We start from the raw sequence: 11,958 nt of genomic DNA, 5'->3' as shown, positions 1-11,958 counted from the left end.
GGGATGCCTCAATCATTCCGGTTTATGAGCTACACCGCGCCGATAAGGGCCTCCGCGACCTGCGCAATCTGATCGTCCGTCAGGAACGGATGCATCGGCAGGCTTAGAACCTCGCCGGACAACGCCTCGCTGACCGGGAGGGAGCCTTTACCGTCCCCCATCGCGCGATAGGCCGTCTGCAAATGCATCGGCAGGGGATAGTACACCGCCGACGGCACGCCGGATTGTTTCAAGGCCGCGCTTATCGCGTCGCGACGATCCGCGGGCACTTTGATCGTGTATTGCGCCCAGGCGCTGGACCGACCCTGGCGGCGAACCGGTGTCCGCACCTTGCCCGACAACAGCGCATCATATTTCTGCGCCACGGCCTCCCGCCGATCCACCTCGCCAGCGAAATGCGGCAGCTTCGCCAGAAGGATCGCCGCCTGGATCGTGTCCAGACGCGCGTTCAGACCGACACGGATAATGTCGTATTTATCGCCGCCCTTTCCGTGCGCGCGGATCGACCGCATGACGTCCGCCATAACATCGTCGTCGGTGAAGACCGCACCGCCGTCGCCATAGCAGCCGAAAGGTTTCGCCGGAAAAAAGCTGGTTGCCGTCGCCCGGGCCAGCGCACCGACCTTTCGATCGCCGATGGAACCGCCGAAACTCTGCGCCGCATCCCCCCAAACTTTAAGGCCATGCATGTCCGCCAGGGCCTGTAACCCGGCATAATCTACCGGCAGACCGAACAGGTCGACGGCCAGAATTCCGCGAGGCGTATAGACGCCCGAAGCCTTCACCGCATCTATGCGACGTTCGAGATCTTCGAGGCACAGGTTGAAATCGTCCGGGTCGACATCAACGAAGACCGGCTGCGCGCCCAACAGCAACAGGACTTCCGCCGTCGCGGTGAAAGTGAAACTGGGGACGAAGACCGCGTCACCCGCACCGATCCCTTCAGCCATCAGGATCATCAGCAAGGCATCGGTCCCACTGGAACAACCGACGACATGTTTCGCCCCCGAAAAGTCCGCCAGAGCGGATTCGAGTTCACCGACTTCCGGCCCCATGATGAATTTGCCATGGTCGAGAACGCGATGAATAGCGGCGTCGATTTCATCCTTGTAAGACGCGTACTGCGCCTGAAGATCGACGAAAGCCAAGGGCGCGGGAGAAGAAGCTTCAATTGCCATTTTCGTTCAACACCAGTCCGGTTGCTGTTTCGGTATAGGTTTCGCCGGTTCGCGGGCACACCAGATCGTCGCCAAGCCGGTCGCCGGAACGGCTGACCCAGCCAATCCGGCGCGACGGATTTCCGACCACCAGCGCATGATCGGGAACGTCTTTGGTGACGACGGCGCCCGCGCCGATCATCGCATAAGCACCGATCGTGTTTCCGCAAACGACGGTCGCGTTGGCCCCGATCGTGGCGCCTTTCTTGACCAAGGTGTCCGCGAATTCATCCTTCCGCTCGACGAAGGCGCGCGGGGTCAACACATTGGTGAATACACAGGACGGCCCGCAAAACACATCGTCTTCCAACGTCACCCCTTTATAGAGCGACACGTTGTTCTGGATCTTGCAGCGATCGCCGATCGTCACCGACGGCCCCGCCATGACATTCTGGCCCATCACCACGCCACGACCGACCTTCGTTCCGGCCAGGACATGGACGAAATGCCATATTTTCGATCCTTCCCCGATCTCGACACCCTCGTCGACGAGGGCGGTCGGGTGAATATAGGTTTGGCTCATCTACGGTATCTCAATCTTCAAGGACGACCGGCTGTTTCGCCGTCAACGCCTGCTGGCACCAATCCAGAACGGACAGCACTGCCGTGCCTTCCTTCGCGTCCGACCGCGGGGTCACCCCGGTACCGACGCAATCCAGGAAATGCGCACATTCGGACTTAAGGGGTTCTTCCGTACCATAAGGCAGAGGGACGGCCTCCGCCTTGTCGAGCACGGGCAAATTTCCGTCCCATCCAACCGAATGGGGGTAATGCATCAACTTCTCCTCTCCCGGCACGGTATCGTTGAACACGATCATCCCCCTTTCGCCGATTACGACAAGGCGGTGATCCTTATAGGGATGCAGCCAGGACACAAAGATATGCGCCTGCAACCCCGAACCGAAATCCAGATGACTGAGCGTCAAATCCGCGACTTCCTTGTTCAACCAGGCTTCGCCGTTGCAGGTCACACGTTTCGGCAGACGTCCGGCCAGGGACAGGATCATAGAAATATCGTGCGGCGCGAAGGACCAGAGCGCGTTTTCTTCCATCCGAATCTTACCCAGACTCGCCCGGGTCGAATGGATGTAACGCAAGTCGCCCAGCAAGCCGGATCCGACCGCAGCCTTCAGGGCGACAAAGGCCGGGTGATACAAAAGCAGATGCCCGACCATCAGGATCAACTCGCGTTCCCCGGCAAGGGCGTCCAAGCGGCGCGCTTCATCGACGTCGAGGCAGAGAGGTTTTTCGACGAAGACGTGCTTTCCGGCGTTCAGCGCCTTTTCCGCCAGCACCCCATGGGTCGCGGCAGGCGTTGCGATAACGACGGCATCGATTTTGGGATCGGCAATCATCGCTTCATAGTCTTGATACGGCGTCGCATCGGGATATTCCGCCGCGAAGGTCGCCAATGCCTTGCTATCCGCATCGCAGAACGCATACAGCGCGCCCAACCCGTTCAAGTTCCTCAACAGGTTTTTACCCCAGTATCCCGTACCAACAACGGCGCTTCTGACGGTCATTTTTCACCTTCGATTTCAATAATACGGCCGATTTCGGCGGAATAGCCCGTAACCGTTTCGGCAATGGCGGGCTTAACCCATTCGCCGCGCGCGGCCACAAAGGCGGCAAGCGCGGCATCGCGATCTCCGCCGCAGTCGGTCGCCCACCAAACCGGGTGCGTCAAGAGCTGTATGGCGCGTCCCTTCGCCACAGCGGGATGATCCAACGGGTGACCGTGTCGCCAGGCACCGCGGGAGTCGCTGCAATATCCGATGTCGGAAAAATACAGCGGTTGATAGCTGTGCGCCCGCCCGGCGATCGGTTCCGGTCGGCCCAGCAGTGACGGCGCCGGGCGATGAAAACTGACAAGCGTGACCGGCCCTTCGCTATACGCTTCAAGGTCCCGGCATTCCCGCGCGGCCTCACGATCCAGGACATCAGGATCGTCGTCGTAAAGCGCCGCATCGAAATGCAGGCCGACGCCGTGCCCCATCGCGCGCAGTTCGACCATCACCTGTCGAATCGCCGACGCTTGCGGATCGTATAGCGGACTGTTCATCAAAAAGAAGTATTCCGCCGAGAGACCGAGATCGGACTCGATTCGCGCCAGTTCCAGGGCGATTTCCGGCCAAAGATCGATGTCGTGCCGCAGCAGCAAATCCGACCGGGACGGCACGACGCCGCTAAAGGACGTCCCGCGATATCCGCGCGCCAGTAGCGCGCTTAACAAATCGCGATAGGCCGCCCGGGTAAAATCCGGCTGCGTAAAATCCGGCGCGTTCCCTGTCATCGCGAAAGACTTTCCAGCGAGACACCGTGATCGGCCAAATAGTCCTCAATATGTGGACTGATTGCCGTCCAGGGACCGCGACTGTCGAATGCGATATCGGACCAGCCCCGCACGGCATAGGAACACAAAGATGTCATGGCATATTCGAAGACCCGCCGTTCAAACCGGTGCCACCTCGCCGCCCCCAGCGGCGCGTGGGCGACCTTACAGGCAAGCCGGAAAGGTATGATCCATCGCGGGCGTATTCGCTTCTTGTTCACCGGAATATCGGTCCAGACACCGCCCCAGTTTTCGGCGATCAGCATCTCGCGATACAGCCGTTGACCGAGCTTTTGCGCCGCCGGTCGCTGGGCCCAATAATCCAGATAGCGATCGTCCCATAACGGCAGCCGCCAATCCATTCCCAGAAATTCGTAAATACGCTGGCCGTTGACGACGTATTTCGACTGACGGTCAACGAATTCGCAGGCTTCGTAAATGCCGTAATCGGCGCTGGAATCGTCCGGCAGACGGCCTTCCGTCAGATGCAGAATTTCCGCCTTTATGAGCGCGCGCACGGTCGCCAATAAATCGCCGCGCATCAGGAAACGCCATTGCTTGTAGTGCTTCGCGATCAGTGCGTCGATCACACGGTCGATACGCGCATCCCTATCCGATGTGTCGGCCGGACCAGCCAGCGCCGCCGGAACGTGGTTGCCGGTGATAAAGTCGCCGGACTGCCCATTCACGAGGATACAATCTCGTGGCAGATATCCATCTTCCAGTAACGGCACGAGCGCGGCGAAATCCTGCGGAAAATGCACGCCGGTCAGGCTGTCGGCATAATGGCGGTACGCTTGGTAGGACTCCGACGCATAGACGCGGGCCATGGACCGGTTGCTATACGGTACGAAGCGCCATGGATAACCGAGCCTCGCCGCGATCGCCTTACTGGTTTCGGCTTCGTGGTTGCCTTTCAAGCCATAGGCGAAGCAGACGACGTTTTCATATCCCAGATGCCGTAGACCGGCAGCGATGAGCCGAGAATCCAACCCGGCGCTGAGCGGAACGGAAATCGTACGGCCATCCGCGTCGTCGATCAGATCTTGAAGAATTTCCAACGTCAGATCGCACAGACGCTTTCGTTCCGCATCGTCGTCGCCCGGCGCCTGATCCGCGAGCCAGGGTTGAAACCGATGATACGAGGTCACGACCGGCGGCGCGTTGCCATCGCGGAAGACGGTGTTTCCGGGCGTCAACACACCGATTTCTTCGTATAGGGTCGCGGCCCCCACCGTGTAACCGGACAGCGCGACCGCCAGGGCCTGGTTGCGATCAATCCCCGTCGGTCGATCCGACGGCAGGGTAAGGTCGCGGCCTTCCTGTGCGAAATGCATTTGTCCGGCCTTGACAATACGCCAGACGAGCGGGATTGCGCGAACCCGATCGACTGCCGCCCCGCACCAGCCAGGAAACAGCGCGACAATGGCGAAGCTGCCCGACAGTTTTGCAACCGATGCGGCAAAGCTTGCCGAACTAGCCCCGTCCATAAGGGCGCCGAATACGGCGCGCACGCGATCTTGGTGTATCGCGCCACAATACCAAACCGTTCCGGCACCCACTGAAACGGAACGCCAGCCACTTCCCGGACGATCAAACGTGCCGACGCCTGTCGTCATTTCACGGCAGCCTCTCCGTCGTTCTGCATCGGATAGCCATATCGCCGCAATCGATCTTCCCCGATCATGGACGCCAACCGGGTATTGCCGGGCGCATAGTATTCCGCGATTTTTTGCTGCCAGACGTCGGGGAACTCAACCTTCGCGCGGGCGCCGCCTTGTATAAACCTGCGAACTGCGTCCGCCACAGGTCCCGGCACGACCGACGATAACGCAACCGCCGGGAAAAAACGATTGCGGAACTTCGCATAGTGTAAGCTTCGTGCGCTCTTCGACGGATTTGAATCCTTATTTTCTGTATTAAGAGCCCGAAACCGTTCTTCGGGGATCCCCAGGAAACGGGACAAGGCGTCCAGGTAGGCCGATCGCTCTTGCACGAATTCCTCAAACAACGCGACATGGACGTTTTCCGCGCCGAACAAAGCGCGGTACGCGGCAATCAGTCCGTCATAGCGGAATTCCGACGCATATCCGATCTGCGGGTCCTCGAACATGCTGTGCAGCCAATCCTCCAACTCTCGATACATCATCCCCTTTGCGTTTCGGTTCACATATTGGGAATGCAACATCGACCGTTGATTTCGGATCGAAATGAAAATCTTCGCATTGGGAAACAGATCATGGAGGCGTCCCGCGATCACGGCACGGTCGCCCGGCCAGTTCACCGCCCCCGGCGCCGCGAACCGTTCCTGCGACAACAACGCCACCCGTTTTCCCGCCGCGGCGAGTTTATCGAGGTAGGCCGCATATGCCGCGGACACGGCCGACGGGTCGAAATCGATGCCGTCTTTCCGCAACACATCGAAACCGGCAATCCGGGCATTGTCCTCCAGGCTGCCGGCCGCGGTCCCATGATCGGCGAGATACCCGATTTCCGGTACATGCGGGAAGAATACTTCCTGCAGCGTGCTCGTCGCCGTTTTGGGAAAGCCGATGTGAATGACTGTCTGCATGGTTTGCCGCTAGTGCCCAACCAAAAGATTTCGGAAGAACGACGGATCGGCAGCGTCGGGCAGCGCCGCGATGGTCCGATCAAGACCCTGCGCATCGACGCGGAGACGGTTATTGCCGTCATAGTCGGTTCGGACCACGAGGCAGCGGGCCGCGACCTGTTCATCGAGTACCGGATTGGTCGGATATTGCGTGCGGTCGATCAAAATTACGGGACGGTTCGTACAAAGCGCCTCGCAAAACGTCGTCGATGTCGGGGCGTCGAAAATGAAGACATCCGCATCGCGCAGATGCGTTTCGAACCGCCGGAAGCTGGTTTCAGCCATATGTTGCAACGGGTAGGTATCGTCCCCGAAATGGCCTTCTGGATGCGGTTTCAACATCAGATCGATATCGTGAGCCTTCAACCGTTCGATCAAATCGATCTGAAAGTCCATATAGATCGGATCGCGCATGCCGGCGATGGCGAATTGCCGATGCCCATAATAGGGATGGCTGACATAAATCGCCCGGCGGCGCGCGCCTTTTCGCGGCGGCGGCAGGTCGAGACAAGCCTGTCGGAATGTCGGCTCCCCTGCCCCGGCGCGAATCTCCAACCCGTCGTTGATGCCCGCGACAAGCGCTTCGAAACCGGATCGACGCAACAGATCGCACCAGGCATCCGTACCGACATGGAAGGTAGTGGCAAACATCCCTTCGACGATCGCGGTCAAGGGCAGTATCTGGGATATGCCGGTCACACCGCCATGATCGAAGACATAGACCCGCCCCCCACGACGACGGACCTCGGAAGCGATCAGGCGCGTTGCATACGACCCGTTCGTTCCCGACCAAACAGTCTTAGGCAGGGATGTCCGCGCCCGGACGGCGGCCACGTCCGATGCAATTGTTTCGAAACTTTGCCGCAAACGTGCCAACAGGATTTCTCCCAGCCGGACGCGCGTGGCGTCGTCCAATTCCGTGCACAGGTCGCACAGCGCCGCGACCGCCTGCGTCAACACGGGTATCGTGTCCCGGCACGGTTCTCCGGCACCGGCCCGGCGGCACGTGACAACGATATTCGCCGCGTTCTGGAAACGGGCTTTCACACCGTTCCGGCGCAGATGGTCGATAACCATACGATTGTGGCTGAGCACGATGCCGTCCCCGCCAAGCAAGGCGGCAGGCAGTCCCGCCGCCCCCGACCAACTGCGCGTTCGGGCGACGGACCGTAACCACGGCCAGTTGGACGCGGCAACATCCTGAACGCCCTTGTTACGGTAAGCATCCGCCGTAACCGACGCGACGTCGCCGGTGGTGAAGAACGCATCATATTCCGGCGGTGGCGTGCGCACGGACGCCCCGGTCGACCGCGCCGCCGACGCGACATAGGCCAATTCCGTCAGCACCATGAACCCGTTGATCAACTGACCCGAGCCGACCGAGAGAATTTGGCGGTGCAACGGATCCGATTCCGCGCGAACGAGGTCGAGGACCCGCAAACACGCTTCTTCGCCCAATTCCCGCAACCGGGTCGGCGTCACGGGCCAACTGAGCCGGTCGCGCCATCCGGGTTCGCCGGAGGCGTCTTCCGCCAAATACCAGAATACGGCGCGGTCGGTATCAAGTTTTTGGGCCGCGGCCTTCACCATGCGCTGAGACCACCATCCACGAAAATGAACTGGCCGGTCACGTAACTCGACGCATCGGAAGCCAGCCACAGCATCGGACCGACGACTTCCTCCTTACGCCCCATGCGCGCCATCGGCACCCGGTTCGCGTATCGACGCACGAATTCCTCGTTCTGACCGCTTTGCACACCCCCCGGCACCAGCGCGTTGACGCGCACGCCGTCTTTCGCCCAATGCGTCGCAAGCCATCGCGTCAGCCCCAGAACCCCGGCCTTTCCGGAAGAATAGACGGCGGGGTTGTTGATCGCGGTGCCTTTGTATTCCGCGCCTTCGTAAATCCGGTTGTCGGACCCATAGGCGGCGTAGATGGAGGCCGTTTGAATGATCGATCCGCCGCGGCCGGTCTTCGCAATCTCCGCCCCCACATGCTTCGCAACCAGGAACATTCCGTCTAAATCGACGGTCAGGTTTCGCCGCCATTCGTCCAGCGAATAGGCTTCGAACGGCGCGAAATACGCTTCCAAATCGGGGGTGGCGTTCGCTGCATTGTTCAGCAGGATATCGACATGCCCGAATGCGGAGACCGCCTCCCGTGTCATCGCCTCGACCGAGGCTTCGTCCGCTACATCGCATTCCACGCCGATGCATTGCACACCGAAGCGGTCGGTCAGCGCCGCCGCCAATTCGGTTGCCGCCTTTGCCTTGATATCGCTCAACACGACATGGGCGCCTTGTTCCGCCAGCCCTTCACACATGCCGGGCCCCAAAGTGCCGCACGCCCCGGTGACGACCGCAACCTTCCCCGTTAGGTCGAACTGATCCTTATAGGAAAAGGTCATGACCGTTCCTTTCGGCGCATAAGAAATTCCACGATTTCGAAGTCCAACTCGCTGTCGATATCGCGCGATCGCGATTCCGGCATCTCGAACAATGCGGTTCGGTCGCCCAGGACGCTTGGCTCCTCAAACAAGCTGTGACGCGTCCAAACATAGATCGACGCGTTGCAATCGAAGCAAGCCGGGGCGTCCTGACGGCGGACCAATTCCCGGTCCAGCTTCTTGCAGACACCGACAAATCCGTCGGATCCGCGCTCCACCAAGTTGAAATAGGGGGAGCGATGGGCCGGGGCACCGGTAATGACGTTATCGCAACCGCCGGCTTCCATCATCTCGACCGCGCCACGAATATCGGCGATATCGCGCAGCGGACTGGTGGCATCCAGGTCACAGAAAATGTCGTAGGCGATCCCTGTCTCCGCCTCCGCGGATTTCGCGCAATGCTGGATCGCCGGGAGCTTCGCGGAGGTATCCAGAGCCATTTCGTCCGGACGCCGAACCAGTATGTCCGCACCCGCATCGCGGGCCGCGTTTAGGATCGCATCCGAATCGCTGCTGACCGCTATATGGTCGAACAACCCGCTTTCCCGTGCCTGTTCGACAGTATGCGCGATCAGCGGTTTACCCAGGAGCATCCGCACATTCTTGCCGGGCACGCCCTTCGACCCTCCCCGGGCGCAAATCGTACACAACCGCTTCATACCGTCGCCCAACTCTCCGTGGATGCGGCACGTTCCACCGCTTCGATAATACGCAAGACATCCATCCCTTCATCGAAGGAACACAACGCCGATTCCTCGCCGCGCCGCATCGCCTCATGGAGGCGGATATAGGTTTCATTCCGGCCCGGCTTTGCCTCTGCCACGACGGCGCCGTTTTCCGTGAGCGTCCCCGCGACAAAGTCCAGACATGTCGTCCCACCATCATGTTGGACCGTCACGTAACGCCGCACCGCGCGATCCAGGTAGTCCAGCGCCAATGTCGCCGCCGGAAAATCGCGACCTTTTACAAGAATTGAGGCATAATCCTCGGAATCGATTTCCAATTGACCCGTCGTCCCCGTCAGCGCGGCGACGCGCCGCCACGGGCCGAACAGCCACAGCAGATAGTCGATCTCGTGACTCAAATCGCGCAAGACCCCGCCGCCGCCAGCGCGACGTGCCGAATATCCGGACCGATAGTCGCGTTGCGGACGCCAATCGGGAAGGTATTGTCCAACGGCCGCTTCGATGAGGAACACGGCGCGACCGGTCAATCGTTCCTTCAAAGCCCCGACCAGCGGATGAAAACGCAGATTATAGCCGACCGCTATCCGTTTGCGCAGATCGTCGGACACGTCCCCACGCAGGTCTGACAAAGCCCCGAACAATGGCTTTTCGATCATAACGCGTCCCGTGTGGCCCGCCCCCTGAAGATCCGCGATCGCGTCCCCATGAGCCGACGTTTCCGTCGCGATGACGATATAAGCACCGGGATAATCGGCAATGGCGCTGCGGATATCCGAATAGCGCGGATACTCCGATATCGAACGGCGGCTGACCACGGAAACATTGAAACCGAGACCGCCTAGCACATCGGCATGCCGGGCCCCAATGGACCCGAAGCCGACCACGATCGCATCGCCTGCTTGCCCGCTAGATACGCTCATTTGGCCAAATCTCGGCTGCTCGGGGTAACAATTCGCGCGCCAGCGGGAACATCGGCCGTGATGACGGCGCCAGCCCCGATTACCGCCCCCGCGCCGATAGTGACGCCGTTAACGAGCACCGCCCCCGCACCGACGAATCCGTCGTCGCCGACCACGACATCGCCCGACAAAATAGCACCGGGGCAAATATGGACATAACGACCGATTTTACAGCCGTGATCGATCCGCGCACCGGTATTCACGATCGCGTGGTCGCCAAGCTCGGCGCCATTCTGAATGATCGCGCCGGCCATGACCTGTGCCCCGTCACCAAGTCGCACCGTACCGGCGATCACGGCAGAGGGATGGACAACCGCCGCGAAGGAATAGCCGAGACCGGCCATACGCTCGGCGAGATCGCGACGGCGCGTCTGGTCCGGCATTTTACCGACACCGTTCGCCAGCAGGCAGGCCTCCGCCGGGAATCGCGTCGGCAGGGAGGCGTCGTCGAAAACCGGCAGGCCGAGGCCCGCCGCATCGCCGGGCGTCAGCACAGGATCGCAGACGCCGACGACATCGAACCCTGAAAGGCGTAGCGCATCCAACACAACGCCGGCATGGCCGCCTGCGCCGAGCAGGATGATGGGGAGGTCGCGACGCATCGCAGAAATCATCCGTCGATCTGGTCGTCCGGGTCATAATCCCGGTTGCTCGTCGTGCCGACGACGTCCCAAAAGACCATCGGGCTGCGCCCCGTCGCCGGACGTTTCGCAAACAACATGTCTTCGGTGAAGACATCGCCCTTGCGGATTTGCCGCGCCGCGACGAGAGACCGGCGCGCAATCGGAATGTTCTTTCTTTCGGACTCCGCAGGCGCTTTCCGGCCATCGCCCAGAGACAGATTTACCATGCGGATCGCCGCTACCATCTCGCCCAATTCACTCGGTTCCAAGGACGCCGCGTGATCCGGTCCCGGCAGTGATCTATCCAGGGTGAAGTGCTTTTCGATCATGACCGCACCGCGGGCCACGGCCGCCACCGGAATGACGATCCCCTGCGTATGATCCGAATAACCGGCGGGCAAGCCAAAATGGGCTGCCATGGTATCCATCGCGCGCAAATTCACGTCAGCGACCGGGGCCGGATATTCCGTCGTGCAATGAAGCAGCGTGACCAGACGCTGCAACGCCGCCTTGCCGTCCGTCGTTTTCGACGCGCCGGCAACCGCCGCGATCCCGTCCGGCATGTCGTCGCATGTCAGGCCATAGGCGATCACGTCCAGTGCCGCCTCTACCTCTTGCAGGTTGCACATCCCGGTCGAAACGATCATCGGCAGGCGGTGACGTGCACAGGACAGAAGATACGGCCCGTTCGTCATTTCGCCCGACGGAATTTTCAACCGCTTGACGCCGATATCCGTGACCAGAAAATTCAGACTATCCGGATCGAAGGCGGTGGACATGAATTCGATCCCATGGTCCGCCGACAGCGCGGCAAGACGCCGGAAATCGTCGAAGCTGAGTTCGAGCTTACGGATCATATCGATCTGATTGCCTTCTTCATGCGTGTTGGCGATTTGATACTCCGCCTTACGCGCATTCGCCGTGACAACGGATTCCGACTTGAACGTCTGGAACTTTACCGCGTCGGCACCGGCCTTTGCCGCCTGGACGACGAGTTCCGCCGCTCGCTCGAACGAGCCATTGTGATTCACACCGGCTTCGGCAATTACAAAGCATGTTTCGGTCATGTCTCGGCTTTCCCGG

Annotated in this window: 12 protein-coding genes; all 12 read right to left on the bottom strand. The window is 60.4% G+C overall.

Annotated elements, in window-relative coordinates; all coding sequences use genetic code 11:
• Positions 1 to 29: 29 nt before the first annotated feature.
• Positions 30 to 1,178 carry a DegT/DnrJ/EryC1/StrS family aminotransferase gene (locus HH303_RS13975; RefSeq protein ID WP_169625987.1) on the bottom strand — a complete coding sequence of 383 codons (1,149 nt, stop codon included), beginning with the start codon at positions 1,176 to 1,178 and terminating at the stop codon, positions 30 to 32.
• Positions 1,168 to 1,740, bottom strand: a complete 573-nt coding sequence (locus HH303_RS13970) for an acyltransferase (RefSeq protein WP_169625986.1) — start codon at positions 1,738 to 1,740, stop codon at positions 1,168 to 1,170. The genes HH303_RS13975 and HH303_RS13970 overlap by 11 nt, the downstream gene beginning before the upstream one ends.
• 10 nt (positions 1,741 to 1,750) lie before the next feature.
• The gene (locus HH303_RS13965; RefSeq protein ID WP_169625985.1) at positions 1,751 to 2,740 is read right to left on the bottom strand and encodes a Gfo/Idh/MocA family protein; all 990 of its coding nucleotides are present in this window, start codon (positions 2,738 to 2,740) and stop codon (positions 1,751 to 1,753) included.
• Entirely contained in the window at positions 2,737 to 3,510 is a 774-nt protein-coding gene (locus HH303_RS13960; protein WP_169625984.1) for a polysaccharide deacetylase family protein, read from the bottom strand. The genes HH303_RS13965 and HH303_RS13960 overlap by 4 nt, the downstream gene beginning before the upstream one ends.
• The gene (locus tag HH303_RS13955; protein ID WP_169625983.1) at positions 3,507 to 5,039 is read right to left on the bottom strand and encodes an asparagine synthase-related protein; all 1,533 of its coding nucleotides are present in this window, start codon (positions 5,037 to 5,039) and stop codon (positions 3,507 to 3,509) included. The genes HH303_RS13960 and HH303_RS13955 overlap by 4 nt, the downstream gene beginning before the upstream one ends.
• Positions 5,040 to 5,164: 125 nt before the next feature.
• Positions 5,165 to 6,121 (bottom strand): sulfotransferase, encoded by a 957-nt coding sequence (locus tag HH303_RS13950; protein WP_169625982.1) that lies wholly within the window; start codon positions 6,119 to 6,121, stop codon positions 5,165 to 5,167.
• Between the two features lie 9 nt (positions 6,122 to 6,130).
• Entirely contained in the window at positions 6,131 to 7,750 is a 1,620-nt protein-coding gene (locus HH303_RS13945; protein ID WP_169625981.1) for a hypothetical protein, read from the bottom strand.
• The gene (locus tag HH303_RS13940) at positions 7,744 to 8,568 is read right to left on the bottom strand and encodes an SDR family oxidoreductase (RefSeq protein ID WP_169625980.1); all 825 of its coding nucleotides are present in this window, start codon (positions 8,566 to 8,568) and stop codon (positions 7,744 to 7,746) included. Before HH303_RS13940 ends, HH303_RS13945 begins: the two co-directional genes overlap by 7 nt.
• The gene (locus HH303_RS13935) at positions 8,565 to 9,266 is read right to left on the bottom strand and encodes an acylneuraminate cytidylyltransferase family protein (protein ID WP_169625979.1); all 702 of its coding nucleotides are present in this window, start codon (positions 9,264 to 9,266) and stop codon (positions 8,565 to 8,567) included. Before HH303_RS13935 ends, HH303_RS13940 begins: the two co-directional genes overlap by 4 nt.
• Positions 9,263 to 10,213: a Gfo/Idh/MocA family protein gene (locus HH303_RS13930; protein ID WP_169625978.1), complete on the bottom strand. Its 951-nt coding sequence runs from the start codon at positions 10,211 to 10,213 to the stop codon at positions 9,263 to 9,265. Before HH303_RS13930 ends, HH303_RS13935 begins: the two co-directional genes overlap by 4 nt.
• Positions 10,210 to 10,854, bottom strand: a complete 645-nt coding sequence (locus HH303_RS13925) for a NeuD/PglB/VioB family sugar acetyltransferase (protein ID WP_169625977.1) — start codon at positions 10,852 to 10,854, stop codon at positions 10,210 to 10,212. Before HH303_RS13925 ends, HH303_RS13930 begins: the two co-directional genes overlap by 4 nt.
• An 8-nt stretch (positions 10,855 to 10,862) precedes the next feature.
• Positions 10,863 to 11,942 (bottom strand): N-acetylneuraminate synthase, encoded by a 1,080-nt coding sequence (gene neuB / locus HH303_RS13920; protein WP_169625976.1) that lies wholly within the window; start codon positions 11,940 to 11,942, stop codon positions 10,863 to 10,865.
• Positions 11,943 to 11,958 lie beyond the last annotated feature (16 nt).

Source organism: Pacificispira spongiicola, from assembly GCF_012926505.1.
Lineage (GTDB): Bacteria > Pseudomonadota > Alphaproteobacteria > UBA8366 > Aestuariispiraceae > Pacificispira > Pacificispira spongiicola.
This window is presented reverse-complemented; position numbering and strand designations above follow the sequence as displayed.

What these genes read in the sequence shown, in the direction of transcription:
- HH303_RS13975 (WP_169625987.1), bottom strand. Translation starts at nt 1,178, where the DNA reads ATGGCAATTGAAGCTTCTTCTCCCGCGCCCTTGGCTTTCGTCGATCTT.
- HH303_RS13970 (WP_169625986.1), bottom strand. Translation starts at nt 1,740, where the DNA reads ATGAGCCAAACCTATATTCACCCGACCGCCCTCGTCGACGAGGGTGTC.
- HH303_RS13965 (WP_169625985.1), bottom strand. Translation starts at nt 2,740, where the DNA reads ATGACCGTCAGAAGCGCCGTTGTTGGTACGGGATACTGGGGTAAAAAC.
- HH303_RS13960 (WP_169625984.1), bottom strand. Translation starts at nt 3,510, where the DNA reads ATGACAGGGAACGCGCCGGATTTTACGCAGCCGGATTTTACCCGGGCG.
- HH303_RS13955 (WP_169625983.1), bottom strand. Translation starts at nt 5,039, where the DNA reads ATGGACGGGGCTAGTTCGGCAAGCTTTGCCGCATCGGTTGCAAAACTG.
- HH303_RS13950 (WP_169625982.1), bottom strand. Translation starts at nt 6,121, where the DNA reads ATGCAGACAGTCATTCACATCGGCTTTCCCAAAACGGCGACGAGCACG.
- HH303_RS13945 (WP_169625981.1), bottom strand. Translation starts at nt 7,750, where the DNA reads ATGGTGAAGGCCGCGGCCCAAAAACTTGATACCGACCGCGCCGTATTC.
- HH303_RS13940 (WP_169625980.1), bottom strand. Translation starts at nt 8,568, where the DNA reads ATGACCTTTTCCTATAAGGATCAGTTCGACCTAACGGGGAAGGTTGCG.
- HH303_RS13935 (WP_169625979.1), bottom strand. Translation starts at nt 9,266, where the DNA reads ATGAAGCGGTTGTGTACGATTTGCGCCCGGGGAGGGTCGAAGGGCGTG.
- HH303_RS13930 (WP_169625978.1), bottom strand. Translation starts at nt 10,213, where the DNA reads ATGAGCGTATCTAGCGGGCAAGCAGGCGATGCGATCGTGGTCGGCTTC.
- HH303_RS13925 (WP_169625977.1), bottom strand. Translation starts at nt 10,854, where the DNA reads ATGCGTCGCGACCTCCCCATCATCCTGCTCGGCGCAGGCGGCCATGCC.
- neuB (WP_169625976.1), bottom strand. Translation starts at nt 11,942, where the DNA reads ATGACCGAAACATGCTTTGTAATTGCCGAAGCCGGTGTGAATCACAAT.